Source organism: Alistipes megaguti (assembly GCF_944320325.1).
In the GTDB taxonomy this organism is placed as follows: domain Bacteria; phylum Bacteroidota; class Bacteroidia; order Bacteroidales; family Rikenellaceae; genus Alistipes; species Alistipes megaguti.
This window is the reverse complement of record NZ_CALUHA010000024.1, coordinates 20009-39359: the sequence shown is the minus strand read 5'-3', so window position 1 is coordinate 39359 and position 19351 is coordinate 20009. Positions and strand designations below refer to the sequence as shown.

The following is a 19351-nucleotide window of genomic DNA, read 5'->3' as shown; positions in this document are numbered from 1 at the left end:
TGAGTTCGATCGGAAAAATTACCGGGACAGTCTGCCGATTGACTCATAATGACGGAATTTAACGACTGTCCCTAGATTACAACAATCGACGCTTTCGTCGACGCCTGTGCTGACGAAGTCGTCGCTCCTTCTCATAAGCCTGCACGTCTGCCAATTCCAGAATCGCATCCAACGAACGGATCAAGCATCCGATTCCAGAAGAGCACCTCGGCCCGCCCGCGGTTGACTTTCTCCTCGTTGTAGCGGACAGCTCCGCCGACGGTTGCTCCCGTCCTTATATTCGCAACCATCCTTCGGCCTGTTTGGTAAGATTCAGAATCTCGATACTCAACGCTTTCAGTTCGCGGGTATGCTGTTCCAGCGCAGCGATTTGGCGCGGAATCGAGATGTTGGAAAAGTGGCTGTTGATGGCCCGAACCACCTGATTGTAGTTATTCCCGACGCGCTGGAACTGGAAGTAAAGATCGTTGAGCCGTGTCAGAAACTCGACCTTTGAAGGGTCACGGCGGATAACCTCGAAACGCTCGGCAAAGAGTCGTTTGACGATGAACCGGCTGCGGTTGTGCTCCAATCCGGCGGCTGCAAGCATCTGCCGGAAAGTCGGAAGGCGACCACGGCGCCCGGCGAGACCGCGGAACAAGCGAGACAACGGGCCAGGAGAGACCGCGGCGCCCGCCCCCCCCTCTTCGAAGAGCCCCCGCCGGACACCGTACCCGAGGATCGGAGGCTCGCGCACCGCCGAATCCCGCCCCCGAAGCGGCAGAAACGCCTTTTTTCGTCCAAAAAAGCGGCCGCGGATTTGGTTTTTCAAAATTTTTTAGTATATTTGTACCCAGACAAACTCTTCCGAAGATGAAGCTCTACGGTTTCGCATATTTCTTTTATTCCTTTTTCTTTTATGCCAAGAGAAAATGCGGGACGCCATGCATCGGATGAAGACCGGAAAGGATCGAACCAACAAACGCATACAAGCATGAAAATCCCGCACGAAGGCCGTGCGGGATTTTTCTTTAATCTACCATTCCATGGAGAGAATCGCCATACAGGGCATCGCAGGATGCTATCACGAAACCGCCGCCCGACGCTATTTCGCCGATCGGGAGCTCGAGGTGCTCCCCTGCGCAAGTTTCGGCCAGCTGTTCGAACAGTTGGCCGAAGACCCTGCGCTGCTGGGCATCGCCGCCATCGAGAACACCATCGCCGGCAGCCTGCTGCCCAACCACGAACTGCTTCAGCGCAGCCGGGCCCGGATCGTCGGCGAGCAGAAGATCCGCATCTCGCACGTCATTGCCGCCCTTCCCGGCGAACGGCTCGACACGATCCGCGAGGTGCATTCGCACCCCATCGCCCTGATGCAGTGCGGTGAGTTTCTGAAGAGCCACCCGGCAATGAAGGTCGTCGAACGCGACGACACGGCCGGCAGTGCCCGCGAAATCGCCGAAGGGCATCTCGCCGCCACGGCCGCCATCTGCGGAGCCGATGCCGCCGAGATGTACGGGCTGGAGATCCTCCGCCGCGGCATCGAGACCAACCGCCACAACTTCACCCGTTTTCTGATCCTGGCCGACGAAAGCCGCGCCGCCGAATTCACCGATCCCGGACACACGAACAAGGCCTCGCTGGTCTTCACCCTCCGCCACACGCAGGGCTCGCTCTCGAAGGTGCTGACCGTCCTTTCGTTCTACGACATCAACCTCACGAAGATCCAGTCGCTGCCGATCATCGGTCGCGAGTGGGAGTATCAGTTCTACGTCGACGTCACCTTCGACGATCCCTACCGCTACCGCCAAGCCATCGATGCGGCCCGGCCGCTAACCAGCGGATTCCGCATCCTGGGCGAATATGCCGAAGGGGCCAATCCCGAGATCTGACCCCGAAGAGCAACCCGTCGAAGCCCCCGCAAGCCGTTGCGACCGAAGGCGGCTTCCCGAAAAAACCGAATCAAGAACAACAAAAAATAGAAAACCATGAACGACATCCAACCCATCACGCTTCCCGGGGTCGATCCCCGGCGTCCGCTGGTCATTGCCGGTCCGTGCAGTGCCGAAACCGAAGAGCAGGTCATCGAAACGGCCCGCATGCTGGCCCGTGAAGGCCTCCACATCTACCGGGCCGGGCTCTGGAAGCCCCGCACCAAACCCGGAGGTTTCGAAGGCGTCGGCGAAAAGGGAATCCCCTGGATGCAGCGCGTAAAACGCGAAACGGGCATGTACACCGCCACGGAGGTCGCCACGCGACAGCATGTCGAAACGGCGCTCAAGGGAGGAATCGACCTGCTGTGGATCGGCGCCCGCACGGCGGCCAATCCCTTTGCCATGCAGGAGATTGCCGATGCGCTGCGCGGCGTGGACATCCCGGTACTGGTGAAGAACCCCGTAAGTCCCGACCTCGAGTTGTGGATCGGCGCCATCGAACGCATCCACAACGCCGGAATCCGCCGTCTGGGGGCCATCCACCGCGGCTTCACCTCCATCGACAAGAGCATCTACCGCAACCACCCGATGTGGGCCATCCCCATCGAGCTGCACCGCCGACTGCCCGAACTGCCGATCTTCTGCGACCCGAGCCACATCGGCGGCAAACGCGAACTGATCGCCCCGCTCTCGCAGCAGGCCATGGACATCGGGTTCGACGGGCTGATCGTCGAGGCGCACTGCTCGCCCGACTGCGCCTGGAGCGACAAGGCCCAGCAGGTAACCCCCGACGCACTGGCCTACATCCTGCGCAATCTGGTGATCCGCGAGCAGACCGTCACTACGGAGAACCTCAACGAGCTGCGCGCCCAGATCGACAAACTCGACGACCAACTGCTCGACCTGCTCGTACGGCGCATGCGCGTCTCACGCGACATCGGACAGTACAAGAAGGAGCACGACATGCCCATTCTGCAGGCACAGCGCTACGAAGAGCTGCTGGCCCGGCGCGCCGCCCAGGCCGTCGAGCTGGGCATGGACCGCGAATTCATGCGCACGGTCATGCAGGCCATCCACGAGGAGTCGGTCCGCCAGCAGATGGAGGTCCTCGGCAAGTAACGGCCGAGGGACCGGCGGAACCGAAGAGAGCCGACCGGAAAGCCACCCTGTTACATTTCGGTGAAAAGTCGGACACGGGGCGTGTAACATCCGTGAATGTTGTGTAAATTTGGCCCGGAATCAAACCCGAAGCTATGGCAAAAAACAAAATCCTCGTGGTCGACGACGAAGAGTCGCTGTGCGAAATCCTCCAGTTCAACCTCGAAGTCGAAGGTTATGACGTCGACGTGGCCTACAGCGCCGAACAGGCCCTCGAGATGCATCCCGAACGCTACTCGCTGATTCTGCTCGACGTCATGATGGGCGAGATGAGCGGCTTCCGCATGACCCGCATCCTCAAGGAGCGGCCCGAAACGGCCCACGTCCCCGTGATCTTCTGCACGGCCAAGGATTCCGAAGACGACACCGTCGCCGGGCTGAACCTCGGCGCCGACGACTATATCACCAAACCCTTCTCGATCCGCGAGGTGCTGGCCCGCGTGCGCAGCGTCCTGCGCCGCACCACGGCCGCCGAGCCCGAACACGAAACCATCGCCTTCGAGGGGCTCGAGATGGATCTCAAACGCAAGATCTGCACACTCGACGGCACGGAACTGGCCCTGACCAAGAAGGAGTTCGAGATTCTGGCCCTGCTGCTTGCCCACCGCGGCGTGATCTTCTCCCGCGAGGAGATCCTCCACCGCATCTGGAGCGACGAGGTGATCGTGCTGGACCGTACGATCGACGTCAACATTACCCGTCTGCGCCGCAAGATCGGCCCCTACGGCAAACACATCGTCACGCGTCTGGGCTATGGCTACGGCTTTGAGGAGTAGATTCTCCTACCACCAGCGGCTCTTCGTGCTGCTGCTGGCCTTCTCGTGGACGCTGGTAGCCTGTTTCGTGCTGTTTCAGTACGGCCGCGAGAAGCACTTCAAGGCCGAACACCTCAATGCCCAGCTGCAACTCTTCAACCTGCGGCTGCTCGACGCGCTGAACGACGGCACAGACCCGGCCCGTTTCATCGCCTCGCACGACGAGCCCTTCGAGGAGCTGCGCGTGACGCTGATCGACCGCTCGGGGCATGTCTTCTTCGACAACTCGCTCGACACGCTCCCGACGGCCAACCACCTCGACCGTCCCGAGGTTGTCGATGCACTGGCCCACGGCACCGGATACATCATCCGACGACACTCGGTGAGCACCCATCGCAACTACTTCTACTCGGCCATGGCCGGCGAGCGGACCATCGTCCGCACGGCCGTCCCCTACAGCATCCCGCTGGGCGAGGTGCTGGCCGCCGACCGCGAATTCCTCTGGCTCATGCTCGGCATCACGCTGCTGATGAGCGTGGCGGGCTACTTCGCCACGCGGCGGCTCGGACACAACATCTCGCGGCTGAACGACTTCGCCGAACGGGCCGAACGCGGCGAACGTATCGACGAGGAGGAGCCCTTCCCGCACGACGAGCTGGGTGAAATCTCGAACCACATCATCCGCCTCTACGCCCGACTGCAGCGCACCACGGCCGACCGTGACCGCGAACACGCCCTGGCCCTGCACGAGGAGCAGGAGAAGATTCGCATCAAGAAACAGCTCACCAACAACATCAACCACGAACTGAAGACCCCCGTAGCGGCCATTCAGGGCTATCTGGAGACGCTGCTGGCCAACCCGCAGATCGACGCGCGGCGGCGGCAGGAGTTCCTCGAGAAGAGTGCCGCACAGACCGAGCGGCTGCGGAGGCTGCTCGCCGACGTGGCCACCATCACGCGTATGGACGAGGCCAGCCAGCTGATCCGCAAGGAACCCGTCGTCGTAAACGACCTGATCGACGAGGTGGCCGACGAAATGGCCCTCAAACCCGCCGAGCAGCGGCTGCGCGTGAATGTCGACTTCCCGACGAGGGTCGAGGTCGAGGGTAATCCGGCACTGCTTGGCTCGATCTTCCGCAACCTGGCCGACAACGCCGCGGCCTACTCCGGCGGCCGCGATATCTTCATCCGCCTGGTGGACGATACCCCCGAGGAGTGTACGATTCTCTTTGCCGACAACGGCATCGGCGTCGACGAGGAGCACCTTCCCCACCTGTTCGAACGCTTCTATCGCGTCGACAAGGGCCGCTCGCGCAAACTGGGCGGAACGGGACTCGGCCTCTCGATCGTCAAGAACGCCGTGATGATCCACGGCGGCACGATCTCGGTGCGCAACCGCGACCGCGGCGGACTGGAATTCCTCTTCACACTCCGCAAAAAAGCTGAATTCCGCATGTTTCACGACGTTGAAACAACGTTGTAACCGTTTTGTAATATCTGTTTCGGACCTTTGCTCCCGGTAAGTTCCACACCCCGGGATGTCCCCGGCACAGCGTCGGCTGCGGTCTTAGCTCCCAACCCGCAAACACCGCCCGACCGCCTCGCGTCGACCCCCCGGAGAAGAACTTTCCCTCGGGAAATTCAATAACGCAACAGATATATGTCGCCCCTGTTTACCGCCATCGTCATCATTCTGGCCATTCTGGCCGTGATGGGCATTGTCGTGGGCGTCGCCAACGACGCCATCAACTTCCTCAACTCGGCCATCGGCTCGAAGGTCGCCCCGCGCCGCACGATCCTCTGGGTCGCCGCCGCGGGTATTATCATCGGTACGCTCACCTCCAGCGGCATGATGGAGGTGGCCCGCAGCGGGGTCTTCTACCCCGGGCAGTTCTCCTTCCCGGAGATCATGATGCTCTTCCTGGGCATGATGCTCGGGAACGTCCTGCTGCTCGACCTCTACAACACGCTCGGCCTGCCGACCTCGACCACCGTCTCGATGGTCTTCGGACTGCTGGGCGCCGCCGTCGCCACGGCCCTCTTCCGCATCTCGGCCGATCCGGCCTTCTCGCTGCACGACCTCTCGCAGTTCATCAACACCGGAAAGGCCATGGTCATCATCGCCGCCATCCTGCTCTCGGTGGCCTTCGCCTTCGTCTCCGGGCTCATATACATGTACGTCTCGCGGCTGATCTTCTCGTTCCGCTACGCGCCGGTCTTCCGCCGCTGGGGCGCCGTCTGGTGCGGCCTCTCGCTCTCGGGAGTCCTCTACTTCGCCCTCTTCAATGGGCTCAAGAGCTCGGGGCTGATCCCCACGGCCATCTCCGAATACGTCACCAACCATGTGCTGCTCACCCTCTTCGTCTTCTGGATCGTGGCTGCCATCGTGCTGTGGATCTTCCAGCGCATGCGTCTGAACATCATGCGCATTACCATCCTCTCGGGAACCTTCGCCCTGGCCCTGGCCTTCGCCGGAAACGACCTGGTGAACTTCATCGGCGTACCGTTGGCCAGCTTCGACGCCTGGCAGATCGCCCGTGACGCCGGCAGCGAGGCTATCATGATGGGACAGCTCGAAGCCCCGGCCCGTGCCAACTTCCTGATCCTGATCGTCTCGGGAGTGATCATGGTGCTGACGCTCTTCTTCTCGAAAAAGTCGCAGCACGTGGCCGAAACCGAACTCTCGCTCGCCTCGCAGCACGAGGAGGAGGAGCGCTTCGGCTCGACATTCCTCTCGCGCGGTCTGGTACGTCTGACGCTCATGGCCAACCACCTCTGGAGCGGCATCGTCCCCCAGCGCCTGCAGAAGGCCATCGACCGCCGCTTCGAACCGCTGCCCGTCGAGGAGCGCACCTCGGCCCAGTACGACCTGATCCGCGCCGTGGTCAACCTGACGGCCGCTTCGGTACTGATCGCCATCGGCACGTCGTACAAACTCCCGTTGTCGACCACCTACGTGGTCTTCATGGTGGCCATGGGTTCGTCGCTGGCCGACCGCACGTGGGGCCGCGAGAGCGCCGTCTACCGCATCACGGGCGTGATGGCCGTCATCTCGGGGTGGTTCATCACCGCGCTGGGCGGATTCCTCATCGCCCTGGCCGTCACGGCGCTGCTGCTCTGGGGCGGCTGGGTGGCCGTCGTGGCGCTGACGCTGATCTGCGCCTGGCTGCTCATCCGCAGCCACCGCAAGACCCCGGCGCTGAAGGAGGAGGCCGAAAAGGAGCTGCTCCCGCTCGAGAAGGCCGAAACGCCCGACGAGGTGCTCTGCGCCTGCATCGGCGAGGTCTGCAACACGATGCAGGAGGTCACGCGCATCTATAACCGCACGCTGGTGGCCGTCTTCAAGGAGAACCGCAAGGTCCTGAAGGAGATGGTCCGCGACTCGAACCGACTCTTCGAGGAGGCCCGCGAGCGCAAATACAACATCATGCCCACACTGCGACGCCTGCAGCGCTGCGACATCGACACGGGCCACTTCTACGTCCAGGTGGTCGACTACCTCTCGGAGGTGACCAAGGCGCTGATCCACATCACCCGCCCCTCGTTCGAACACATCGACAACAACCACGAGGGGATGTCCAAGGAGCAGATCGTCGATCTGATGCGCGTCAACGACCAGGTGGAGGAGATCTTCGACAAGATCAACGACATGCTCGCCTCGAAGGACTTCTCGGATCTGGATCTGGTGCTCGAGATGCGCGACCGCCTCTTCGACACCATTGTCGAGGCCGTCAAGAGCCAGCTGCGCCGCATCAACGGAGACCCGCAGACCTCGACCCGCGCCAGCGTCCTCTATCTGACGATCCTCAACGAGACGAAGACCATGGTGCTCCAGTCGCGCAACCTGCTCAAGTCGCAGCACTACTTCCTCGAGTCGCAGCACGAAATCGCCCCTGCAAAGGAAAAGTAACGCCTTCCGGTGATTCGTCACACGAATGTAACGGGGCCGTCATCTCGCTGAGACAACGGCCCCGTATCTTTGCAACGTGAAAACCGGAAGACGATTTCACAAGTTGGTTTTAGGTTACATAAGTAGGTTAGTGGGAGATGCAGCGACGCGACGTCGCGGCATCTTCGTTTTTTGGAGCCCTGCCTCCGGAGAGGCGGGAGGGGCAACGGCCAGGGCGAACGCGGCCGGCGAAGGTTGCCGGTGAAGACGGCCGGCGGAGGCTGCCAGCGGCCTATTTCTCCATGTCGCGCAGGTGGATCTCCAGCGCCCGGACCGAAATCTGAATCTCGTGCAGCGAAACGCCGAGCGATGCGATCAGCAGAAGCAGCGCCAGCCCGAAGATCCACGCCGCAACGTCGAACAGCCCGACATAGATCAGAAACATCGTCACCACGCAGAAGAAGAGGCTCGAGACACCGAGCGCCTGCATCATGCGCGTGAGTTGGAGCCGGCGGCGGAGGTTGTCGATCTGGGCGCGCGTCACCTTCGAAGGGTGTTCGAGGTGCTGCTCCTTGAGCGTGCGCACCAGCTGTGCATAGGAGAGAAAGCGGTTGGTGTAGGCCAGCAGAATCAGCGACACGGCCGAAAACAACAGCGCCGGCGTGGTCAGGGTAAGTTCTTCCATAGGGCGAGATGATCAGGATTTACCGCAAAGATAGCCATTTTCAGCAATTTCGGAAAGTGCGTTTCCAAGGGCCCCGGCTACCGAAACGCAGGTATTTTTTCAAATTTTATAAAAATTTGTAACCGCGATTCGTTGCGTATGGGAAAAATCGTCTATCTTTGGCGCCAAAAGATGACAATCTTAATCCCAAAACGAACAACAAACGCATCTATGGAATTGAACAAAACCTTTATCGACGGGCTTTGGAGCAAGGAGATCAACGTCACGAGTTTCGTGCAGACGAACATCACCCCCTATCTGGGCGACGCTTCGTTCCTGCAAGGACCCACCGAACGCACCCGGCACATCTGGGACCTCTGTCTGAAAGCCATCGAAGAGGAGCGTCAGAACAATGGCATCCGCTCGCTGGACAACAAGACCGTCTCGACGATCACCTCCCACAAGGCCGGCTACATCGACCGCGAGAACGAACTCATCGTCGGCCTGCAAACCGATGAACTCCTCAAACGCGCCATCAAACCCTTCGGCGGCATCAACGTCGTATCGCGCGCCTGCAAGGAGAACGGCGTGGATGTCGATGAAAAGGTGCGCGACATCTTCACCCACTACCGCAAAACCCACAACGACGGCGTCTTCGACGTCTACACCGAGGAGATCCGCTCGTTCCGCTCGCTCGGATTCCTGACGGGTCTGCCCGACAACTACGCCCGCGGCCGCATCATCGGCGACTACCGCCGGCTCGCCCTCTACGGCACCGACCGCCTGATCGAGGCCAAGCAGCAGGACCTGCGCAGCCTCACCGGCCCGATGACCGAAGCCCGCATCCGCCTGCGCGAAGAGGTCGCCGAGCAGATCAAGGCCCTGAAAGACATCCGCACCATGGGCGAATACTACGGACTGGATCTCTCCCGCCCGGCGCACTCGGCACAGGAGGCCGTGCAGTGGGTCTACATGGCCTATCTGGCCGCCGTCAAGGAGCAGGACGGGGCCGCCATGTCGCTCGGAAACGTATCGTCGTTCCTCGACATCTTCATCGAGTATGACCTCGCTCACGGCCTCATCGACGAGACCTTCGCACAGGAGCTCATCGACCAGTTCGTCATCAAGCTCCGCATGGTGCGCCACCTGCGCATGCAGTCCTACAACGACATCTTCGCCGGCGACCCGACGTGGGTGACCGAAGCCATCGGAGGCCGCTTCAACGACGGCCGCACGAAGGTCACGAAGACCTCGTTCCGCTTCCTGCAAACGCTCTACAACCTCGGCCCCTCGCCCGAACCCAACCTCACGATCCTGTGGAGCCCCGACCTGCCGCAGGGATTCAAGGATTTCTGCGCCAAAGTCTCGTCCGACACCAGCTCGATCCAGTACGAGAACGACGACCTGATGCGCGAAGTGCGCCACTCGGACGACTACGGCATCGCCTGCTGCGTGTCGTATCAGGACATCGGTCGTCAGATCCAGTTCTTCGGCGCCCGCTGCAACCTGGCCAAGGCCCTGCTGCTGGCCATCAACGAAGGCCGCTGCGAGAACACCGGAACGGTCATGGTAAAGGATATCCCGGCACTCTCCGAGGGCCCGCTGCGCTTCGAGGAGGTGATGCAGAACTACAAGAAGGTGCTGCATGAGATCGCCCGCGTCTACAACGAGGCGATGAACATCATCCACTACATGCACGACAAGTACTACTACGAGAAGGCCCAGATGGCATTCGTCGACACCGACCCGCGCATCAACCTCGCCTACGGCGTCGCCGGCCTCTCGATCGCCCTCGACTCGCTCTCGGCCATCAAGTACGCCAAAGTGACGCCCGTCCGCAACGAGCAGGGCCTCACGGAGAGCTTCGACATCCAGGGCGAGTTCCCCTGCTTCGGTAACAACGACGACCGCGTCGACCACCTCGGCGTCGACCTGGTCTACTATTTCAGCGAGGAGCTGAAAAAACTGCCCGTCTACAAGAACGCCCGCCCGACGCTGTCGCTGCTGACGATCACCTCGAACGTGATGTACGGCAAAAAGACCGGCGCCACGCCCGACGGACGCGCCAAGGGCGTCGCCTTCGCTCCGGGTGCCAACCCCATGCACGGACGCGACAAGAGCGGCGCCATCGCCTCGCTCTCGTCGGTGGCCAAGCTGCGCTACCGCGACTCGCAGGACGGCATCTCGAACACCTTCTCGATCATCCCCAAATCACTGGGTCCGACGCCCGAGGATCGGGTCGAGAACCTGGTGACGATGCTCGACGGCTACTTCACCAAGGGGGCCCACCACCTGAATGTCAACGTGCTGAACCGCGAGATGCTCGAGGATGCCATGGTGCACCCGGAGAAGTATCCGCAACTGACGATCCGCGTCTCGGGCTACGCCGTGAACTTCACCAAGCTGAGCCGCGAACACCAGCTGGAGGTCATCAGCCGCAGTTTTCATGAGCGGATGTAGCACCTGGCAGGGATGATCCGCGTACACTCCTACGAATCGATGGGAACCTTCGACGGGCCGGGACTCCGGCTCGTCGTCTTCCTGCAGGGCTGCCCGTTCCGCTGCCTCTACTGCGCCAACCCCGACACGATCGAAACGGGCGGCGGCCGGGAGACCGATCCGGCCGAAATCCTGCGCATGGCCGTCGACCAGAAGCCCTTCTTCGGGCGGCGTGGCGGCGTCACCTTCTCGGGCGGCGAGCCGACCCTCCAGGCCGCGGCGCTCGTTCCGCTGGTGCGCGATCTGAAGGAGGCCGGGATCCACGTCTGTCTGGACTCGAACGGAGGGGTGTGGAATCCGGCCGTCGAGGAGCTGATGGGGCTGGTGGATCTGGTGCTGCTCGACGTCAAGCAGGCCAATCCCGAACGCCACCGCGTCCTCACCGGACACCCGAACACGCAGACGCTCCGCACGGCGGCCTGGCTCGAGGAGCACGGACGGCCGTTCTGGCTGCGCTACGTGCTTGTCCCGGGCTACAGCGACGCCGAGGAGGATATCCGCCGGTTGGGCGAGAGGCTGGGCGGCTGCCGCTCGATCGAACGGGTCGAACTGCTGCCCTACCACACCCTCGGGGTCCACAAGTACGAAGCGATGGGACTCGACTACCGCCTGCGCGGCGTGCGGGAAAACACCCCCGAGCAACTGGACCGCGCCGCGGCGCTGCTGCGCGAATACTTTCCGACGGTGGTGGTCAACTGACCTCCCCGAAACCAAAGACCCCGGACCTCTCTCAAGGCCCGGGGTCTTTCCATACATACGCGGTCAAGCGCCGCAGACGGATCAGAAGAGGACTGTCAGCAGAATCGGATAGTGATCGGAGATATACGGCACTCCGTAGTTGTCCGTAATCGTGCGAAACGACACGGCCGTCGCATCCCGATAGAAGATATGGTCGAGATTCCGCTTCGGAGTGGCCGTACCGCTCCCATAGTGGTTGAAGCTGTAGGCATCGCCCGCCGGAGCAATGTCACGCGCCGCAGACATCCACTGATAATAGGGCGTCAACGCCTCGCGCGACGCATCGTCCGCCGCATAGGAGCAGTTCATGTCGCCGGTGATGAAGACCGTGGCATCCTCGCCGGCCAGCTCCTTCATCCTCGCCACATTGAGATTGGCACTCTTCACGCGGGCCGAGACATTCGACGCATAGGCCGGCATGTGGGTCGTGAAGATCCAGAAATCCTTGCCGCTGCTCACCTCCTTCAGATGGGCCCAGACCGTCGTATGCCATTGCGTCGCCTCCCAGGCCACCGACGGCACGTCGGGGGTGTCGCTCAGAAAGTAGTACCCCCAATCGAGGCACGTGAAACGGCTCTTGCGATAGAGCAGCACCGAATTGCCTCCCTTGCTGGTTCCGGTCCCGGGCGTCTCGAGCATCTCGTAGTCCGAAAGATTCTCCTTCAGATAGGTACGCTGGGCAGTCCGCGGCTCCTGCATGCCGATCACATCGGGCCGGATGCCCGTTATCATCTTGACACACCCGGTCTTACGTACGTCCCAGGCCTTGTCGCCCGTGTCGCTCGAGGTGACGCAGCGAATGTTGAACGACATGACCTTCAGCGTATTCGAGCTTCCCTCGGTTCCAGCATCATCGCTGCTCGACGAGCAGCCCAGTGCACTCAATACGATTCCGTAAAGCAGATACTTCAGTTTGTTCATTTTCTATGTGGTTTAAGTTTGGATTCAATCCTTCGTTATCACGATCTCGTCGAAGAAGTGGCGGCCCGTTCCCGTAAAGACGACCCGCGTATCCTTCGTGGCTCCGGAAATCTTCACCGAACAGTCGTACCAGCGAAGATATTCGTCGCACATTCGGTCGGAGGTTGCCTGATCGACCGTCTCGGCCGTTCCCGAAAGCGTCGCCGGAAGGTACACCTCCGAACCGACGGCTCCGGCCCCCGAAGCCTCGACGCGAATCGTACGGTCGTCGGGAACCAGCCCCGCAGCTCCGACCAGCAGCGTCGCCGCCTTGAATCGAACGGTAATATCCGTCGGCGTATTGCCCAATGCCTCCAGAGCCGGAGTCGTCAGCGAGGAGGACGAATCGGTTCCGCTGTTGCCGATCCGCACGTGACCGGGCTCCTCGAAGACCGATCCCGCAATGCTCCAGCCTTCGGGCGCCTTGTAGGCCACCTTGTAGCCGGCAAACGACTGCCAGGCATAAGCAAACTGGTCCGGCCCCCAGAGATTGTCGTCGAAGCCTTCGGTCAGCACCACGTTGTCTCCCGACGGAAGATCCGACGTATGATAGGCCCGACGCTCGTGGGTCTGCAGGTAGAAACCGTTGATGAAGATCATCTCCTTGCTCGGATCGACCGACTCGCCCGAACGCTGACAGGCGTTGTCGGCCTGCACGATCTTCATATAGAAGTAACCGCCCTCGGGAACCGCCTTGTCGTCCGGAACATGGAAGTAGGCCATCCGATAACCTCCGGCATTGGCATTCGAGGCAAAGGTGAAGACCTCGCTGCCCGGATCGTCGGACGGAAGCTCCGTCAGCGAGGAGGTCAGACTCAACACCTTTACGCCATCGTTCCAGGCGGTTCCGTCACTGCTCCAGAGCAGTTTCCAATTCTCGGGCAGATTGTCGCCCGAGGCCCCGAACCACCCAAAGCCGAAGCGCAGATTGCCGACAATGCGCGACGTCGCCTTCATCTTGAACACCAGGCCGTTCTCCTGCCAGTTCGGGCCACCCCAGCCCGTCACGTAGAGCCGTGAGTCATACATGTTGGCAGCAGCCGATTTCTTGCTTCCGTAGCATCCCCACGTGAAGTCGGTCGACGTATCGCCCACCTTGTAGATCGAGTGGCCGTTGTCGTAGGTGACCGTCTTGGTCGCCTGGTCGAAGGTGGCATTGCCGATCGTGAAGTTCTTCGTCGTGCCCAGTGCATAGAGGTGGCCGTCGATCGGCTTAATGGCGTAGACCGCCTCGCCGAAGCGCGTGCCGTTCATCGAGGCCAGATCACCGGCCGAGGTCGGCATCACGAAGCCGACTCCGGCCAACCCCTTCACCGGTCCCCGCTTCTGCGGCACCGCAGCCGAAGCAAACGATGCATGGGCATAGGTCTTCAGTACGTAGGTCGTCACCCGGTCCTCCAGCTCCAGGGTAATGTCTCCGCTCAGGGGCTTCGACAGATCCGACTCGACAACCTGCGATTCGGGCAGCGTGACCAGCATCGCCTCCCAGGTCCCGGCCTGCAGTTCCGCCACCGAGATCATCCGCGAAGCCGGCATCTGCTCGGCCGTTCCCGTCTTCGAAACCCGGTCGGAGGCCGCCGGCGTCACCACGAGCAGTCCGTCGCCGTTTCGGGCCAGCGAAGCATCCTTCACCGCCACCTTCGCCAGATCACCGACCGTCACGCCGTGATTCGGGCAGGCCACCACGATGCCCGCCTGATCATCCTGCAGGGCAAAGCACCCCTCGGGCAGATTGTCCGCAGCCACGACGCAACCCTCCACATAGAGATTGTCGGTAATCGTCACGGCCGAAGCCCCCGCCTTGGCCCGAAGCTCGGCAATCGCGGCCTTCACCGGATCGTCGGCACTCGGCCGTTGCGGTTCGCCCTCCACCTCGAGCAGAATGTCGTCGACAAAGAAGCGCACGTCATCCGTACTGGAGGTCATATCGGCCGACGTGATGGTGATTTCGGTCTCGGCGGTCGCACCGCGCACGTAAACCGTAAAGGACTTGAACGCATTGTTCTCAACCCCCTCAAGCGTTCCTCCCTCAACCGTGGCGCCGCTCGCACCGTCAACCTTCACGACAACTCCCGGATCGGTCGGTTTGCCATAGGCGTCGATCATCGCCGAGGCCTGGAACGTCAGTTTGAGATCGCTCTTCAGAATCCGCATCGCCTCGAAACGATCCGCCAGTTTGATCGTATATGATCCCTGCGTATAGCGCGAAACGATCGCCTCGTCGCCGCGCCCCACCTGCAGAAATCCCGGACGGATGTAACACTCCGCGAAATCCACCATACCGGCCTGCTCCCGGGGCAGCGAATAGGCCCCGGCGTTGAACGACGACATGAAATCGAGCGGCATGTCGATATAGGCCGCCTTGGCATCCAGCAGATCGTCGAAGCCCGTCGAGAAGACCACCGTCTGATCATCCATGGGGGCAACCGTCGTCGGTTCGGCCGAGGCCTTCGTGATGCAGAAGCCCGTCTGGTAGGCAACCGTCGGATTCGAGGCCGACGTGCTGGCCGAGGCGCCGTCCGTACAGCGATGGCGGATCCAGAGCGTTCCCCCCGCCGGAATCGCCTTCGCCTCGGGAATCGTGAAGTCGACGATCTTCCACACGGCATCCGAAACACCCCCCTCGGAGGCCCCGTCGAACGGCGTCCACTCCGCCCCGTCGGAACTCCACTCGAACACCCAGGCATGACTGGCGTTCTGCGTGCCGTCACGACGACTGCCGTAGACGTAGCGCAGATCTCCCGAAAGGGACTCCTTGAGCGGAATCTCCAACTGCAGGGCATCGCCCGTCTCCCACGATCCGATGACAACGCCACGCTGGAAATACCAGTCCGACTTGGGATTCGTGTGGGTCTGCGTGCTGAAGGTCATCTCGGCCGGCGACCCCGTACGGCTCAGAATCATGCCGTCATCGAAATAACAGGTCCCGCCCTCGATGAATGCATTGCTCAACATCAGCTTGTCGTCGATCGAGAACATCTGATAGATCGGGAAACCATAGCCGTCGCCGCCCCCGACCGTTCCGGCCCCCTGCGAAAGAAGAATCGTCGCCGTCGACGACTCCGAATCGGTCGTCACCCGGATGTGAGCCGTACGAGGCGAGGTCGAGCGGTTGCGGGCCACGATGAGTTTCAGACTGGCATCGCCCGTCCCGTAAGTTTCGCTGGCCGTAATCCAACGCACGGTCTCACCCGTCGCCGGATCCGTAAATTCAATATGCCAGTAGGCATTGCTGGCCACGTCGAGGGTCAACTCCTCGCCCGCGCCATCGGCGGTCAGACTCTCCTGTCCGATCGAAACAAGACCGACCCGGTCCACATCCGGATCACCCGTACAGGAGATCGCAGCGGCGGCAATCAGCCAAACCGCTGTCCAGATCCTGAATAATTGTCTTTTCATAGGTGCGTAATAAAGGTTCATTGGGTTTGTCAATTCGGGCCCGGACTCCCCGGTCCGACTGCATGTCCTTCCGGACCGTGCCCTTCCGTTACATTTTCATGACATTCACCGAAAAATCTCAAAAAAAAGACGCTTTTCTTTGGAATGTCAAATATTCCTCTTATTTTTGTACCACACTAAACCACACTATTCCACGTTTGCCCTATGTGTTGTGTGGTGTGGTGTACGATGCAAATATACTACTAATTCCAAAAAGATGAAAAAAAGTTACGATGAATTTCAAAGAAAGTGCGATTTTCGGACAATCGCGGCTTTCTGCGCGCTTCTGGCAGCGATCGTATTTGCACCATCGTACGCTTCGGCCCAGAACTTCACCCTCAAGGGGAGCGTCAAGACCGGGGAGGGCGACCCCATAGCGGGTGCCACCGTCATTCTGAGCGGCACCCAGCAGGGAGTAACCTCCGATGCACAGGGCAACTTCACACTGTCGCTGACCCGCAAACCGGCAGCCGATGCCTCGCTCATCGTCTCCTACCTCGGCTACAAGAGCCAAACACTGCCCGTCGGCAACCGAACGATGTTTGACGTCGTACTGACCGAAGAGGCTACGGCCATGGATGAGGTTGTGGTCGTAGGCTACGGTACGGTCCGCAAGAAGGATCTGACCGGATCACTCTCCTCCGTCGGCGGCGAGACCATCCTCAACCGTCAGACACAGACCCTCTCACAGGCCCTGCAGGGTGCCATGCCGGGTGTAACCGTCACCCGGACGAATTCGGCACCGGGCGGTTCGGCGACGATCCGCATCCGCGGTATCACGTCGATGACCGAAGGGGCCTCGGATCCCTATGTGCTGATCGACGGTGTGGCCGGTTCGATCGACGACATCAACCCCAACGACATCGAGAACATCACCGTCCTGAAGGATGCGGCCTCGGCGTCGATCTACGGTTCACAGGCCGCCGCCGGTGTCATCCTCATCACTACCAAACGGGCCTCGCAGAGCGGAGCCAGCGTCACCTACAACTATACGCTCGGACTCGACTACCAGTCCAGAACGCCCGAATACATGAATGCCACGGACTACATGGCCGCCGTCAACGAACTCCGTTACAATGACCTGCCGTCCGGAGGCTGGTATCAGGAGTACTCGCGCGAGATGATCGAGAACTACTGGCTGCTTAACCGTGAAAATCCCGACCTCTATCCGAATGTCGACTGGATGGATCTGCTGCTCAAGGACAAGGGCGTACGCCAATCACACAGCCTGACCATCCAGGCCGGAGGCGAAAAGGTCCGCTCGGTGCTGAGTCTGGGCTATGACGACGTGGAGGGACTCTTCCGCAAAAACCTCTCCTGGCAGCGCTACACGGCCCGGCTGAACAACGACATCAAGGTCTTCAAGTGGATGAACGCCTCGGCCGACATCTCGCTGCGCTACACCGACCAGCTCAATCCCCACGCCTCGCCGTCGAGCATCATGCGATACATTCCGCCCATCTACCAGGCCGTATGGAGCGACGGCCGCTACGCTCCGGGCAAGGACGGTACGAACAAATATGCGGCCCTGATGTCGGGCGGCGAAAAGACAACGGACAAGTATCTGGCCAACGCCAAGTTCCAGATCGACATCACCCCGGTCAAGGGGCTGACCGTCACCGGCATCTTCGCACCCCAGTTCTCCTACACCAAGATCAAGGATTTCCAGCGCCAGACCTCCTACTTCAACTACCAGGAGGAGAGCCTCACCAGCACGAAATACATCTCCGACGCCAAGACGACAACCCTCGAGGAGACCCGCGGTGACACCTTCTCACACACCACGCAGGTCTACGCCAACTACCAGCACACCTTCGGTCAGGACCACAATTTCAGCGCCATGATCGGTTACGAGAACTACTGGTATCAGGAGGGTGACATCGTTGCCAAGAAATCGTCGTTCGCCCATTCGCTGATCCCCGACCTGAGCGCCGGAGGCAGCGAGGACGTCACGGCCAATTCAAAGAACGTCAACGAACTGGCCCGCCGCTCGTACTTCGGCCGTCTGATGTACAACTACCGGTCGAAATACTACATCCAGGGCAATATCCGCCGCGACGGTTCGTCACGCTTCGCGCCCGACTGCCGCTGGGGTACGTTCCTCTCGGCATCGGCCGGCTGGGTCTTCACCCAGGAGCGCTTCCTGGAGGGACTGCGACGGGTGCTCGACCACGGCAAGCTCCGCATATCGTACGGCGAACTGGGCAACGAACGCATCAAGGGCTACTACCCCTATCAGGCCGTACTGGCCAACAACAACGTCGTCGGCTACACCGGAACCACCCTCACCGCCCTTTCGGGTTATGCACAGGCCGCTGCCATCGTTTCAGACATCACCTGGGAGACAACAGCCACGGTCGACGTGGGTATCGACCTGTCACTGCTCTCGAACCGCCTCTCCCTGACGGCCGACTGGTACTACAAGAAGACCCGCGACATGCTGCTCCAGGTCCCCATCGCCCCGATCATGGGTCTCTCGGACCCCTATGACAACATCGGCGACATGAACACCAAAGGCTGGGAGATCACGCTCGGATGGCGCGACCACGTCGGCGACTTCAACTACGGCGTCACGTTCAACCTCTCGGACGACGTCTCCACGATGGGCTACATCGGCAACAAGGAGGTGATCTCCGGCGGCAAGATCATCCGCGAAGGCGACGAATACCAGTCCTGGTACGGATACGTCTGCGAAGGAATCTACCAGACCCAGGCCGAGGTCGACAACTCGGCAACCACCGGAACCGTCTATCCGGGCGACCTGCACTACCGAAACCTCGCAGATGCCGACCCCGACAGTCCGCTCATCAACGCCGAATACGACCGCACGGTGCTCGGCTCCTCGCTTCCGCACTTCAACTACGGCGGCACGATCGACCTGGCCTGGCGCGGCATCGACTTCAACCTCACGTTCCAGGGGGTCGGCAAACGAAACTCCTACCTCACGGACGAAATGGTACAGCCGCTGCGCTCGCAATGGTATAACGTCCCGACAATAGTCGGGGGGGGGAACTCCTGGAGCCGCAAGAACACCATCGAGCAGAACCAGCACGCCAAGTACCCGCGCTATTCGTGGAACAACGCCAACAACAACTATGCGATCTCCGACTTCTGGATCTTCGACGGATCCTACTTCCGTGTGAAAAACATCACGCTCGGCTACACCCTGCCCCAGAAATGGATGAACCGCGTGCATGTCAAGAGTCTGCGCTTCGCCGTCACCCTGACCGACTTCTTCACCTACAGCCACTTCCCCGAAGGGTGGGATCCCGAGGTCGGGACAACCGCATATCCCATCACCAAGTCGGTGCTCTTCTCGGCTCAACTCAAATTCTAA

Annotated in this window: 12 protein-coding genes; 8 read left to right on the top strand and 4 right to left on the bottom strand. The window is 60.9% G+C overall.

Features of this window, described 5'->3' with window-relative positions:
- Positions 1 to 274: 274 nt before the first annotated feature.
- Positions 275 to 811 carry a plasmid mobilization protein gene (locus tag PUQ42_RS07400; RefSeq protein WP_273372471.1) on the bottom strand — a complete coding sequence of 179 codons (537 nt, stop codon included), beginning with the start codon at positions 809 to 811 and terminating at the stop codon, positions 275 to 277.
- A gap of 214 nt (positions 812 to 1025) precedes the next feature.
- Between PUQ42_RS07400 and PUQ42_RS07395 the strand changes: the two genes are divergently transcribed.
- From PUQ42_RS07395 to PUQ42_RS07375, 5 genes are all read left to right on the top strand, one after another.
- The gene (locus tag PUQ42_RS07395; RefSeq protein WP_087311201.1) at positions 1026 to 1871 is read left to right on the top strand and encodes a prephenate dehydratase; all 846 of its coding nucleotides are present in this window, start codon (positions 1026 to 1028) and stop codon (positions 1869 to 1871) included.
- A 96-nt stretch (positions 1872 to 1967) separates the two neighbouring features.
- Positions 1968 to 3032, top strand: coding sequence for a bifunctional 3-deoxy-7-phosphoheptulonate synthase/chorismate mutase type II (locus PUQ42_RS07390; protein WP_087311202.1), 1065 nt, complete (start codon positions 1968 to 1970; stop codon positions 3030 to 3032).
- A 134-nt stretch (positions 3033 to 3166) separates the two neighbouring features.
- Positions 3167 to 3847: a response regulator transcription factor gene (locus PUQ42_RS07385; RefSeq protein ID WP_273372465.1), complete on the top strand. Its 681-nt coding sequence runs from the start codon at positions 3167 to 3169 to the stop codon at positions 3845 to 3847.
- Positions 3825 to 5309, top strand: coding sequence for a sensor histidine kinase (locus PUQ42_RS07380; protein ID WP_273372462.1), 1485 nt, complete (start codon positions 3825 to 3827; stop codon positions 5307 to 5309). Before PUQ42_RS07385 ends, PUQ42_RS07380 begins: the two co-directional genes overlap by 23 nt.
- Positions 5310 to 5486: 177 nt before the next feature.
- Positions 5487 to 7736 carry an inorganic phosphate transporter gene (locus PUQ42_RS07375; RefSeq protein ID WP_087404189.1) on the top strand — a complete coding sequence of 750 codons (2250 nt, stop codon included), beginning with the start codon at positions 5487 to 5489 and terminating at the stop codon, positions 7734 to 7736.
- 271 nt (positions 7737 to 8007) lie between these two features.
- Here PUQ42_RS07375 and PUQ42_RS07370 read toward each other — a convergent pair whose 3' ends face one another.
- Entirely contained in the window at positions 8008 to 8400 is a 393-nt protein-coding gene (locus PUQ42_RS07370) for a DUF2721 domain-containing protein (RefSeq protein WP_273372459.1), read from the bottom strand.
- Between the two features lie 210 nt (positions 8401 to 8610).
- On the opposite strand from PUQ42_RS07370, the gene pflB reads away from it, so the two are divergent.
- Both pflB and pflA read left to right on the top strand, forming a co-directional pair.
- On the top strand, positions 8611 to 10839 hold the full coding sequence (gene pflB / locus PUQ42_RS07365) for a formate C-acetyltransferase (protein ID WP_273372457.1): 2229 nt from the start codon (positions 8611 to 8613) through the stop codon (positions 10837 to 10839).
- Positions 10840 to 10851: 12 nt separating this feature from the next.
- The gene (gene pflA / locus PUQ42_RS07360; protein WP_273372455.1) at positions 10852 to 11577 is read left to right on the top strand and encodes a pyruvate formate-lyase-activating protein; all 726 of its coding nucleotides are present in this window, start codon (positions 10852 to 10854) and stop codon (positions 11575 to 11577) included.
- An 81-nt stretch (positions 11578 to 11658) separates the two neighbouring features.
- On the opposite strand, the gene PUQ42_RS07355 is transcribed toward pflA, so the two are convergent.
- Together PUQ42_RS07355 and PUQ42_RS07350 are read right to left on the bottom strand one after the other, a co-directional pair.
- Entirely contained in the window at positions 11659 to 12537 is an 879-nt protein-coding gene (locus tag PUQ42_RS07355) for an endonuclease/exonuclease/phosphatase family protein (protein ID WP_273372452.1), read from the bottom strand.
- 24 nt (positions 12538 to 12561) lie between these two features.
- Positions 12562 to 15975, bottom strand: a complete 3414-nt coding sequence (locus PUQ42_RS07350) for a DUF5689 domain-containing protein (RefSeq protein WP_273372449.1) — start codon at positions 15973 to 15975, stop codon at positions 12562 to 12564.
- Between the two features lie 256 nt (positions 15976 to 16231).
- On the opposite strand from PUQ42_RS07350, the gene PUQ42_RS07345 reads away from it, so the two are divergent.
- Positions 16232 to 19351 (top strand): SusC/RagA family TonB-linked outer membrane protein, encoded by a 3120-nt coding sequence (locus PUQ42_RS07345; RefSeq protein WP_273372446.1) that lies wholly within the window; start codon positions 16232 to 16234, stop codon positions 19349 to 19351.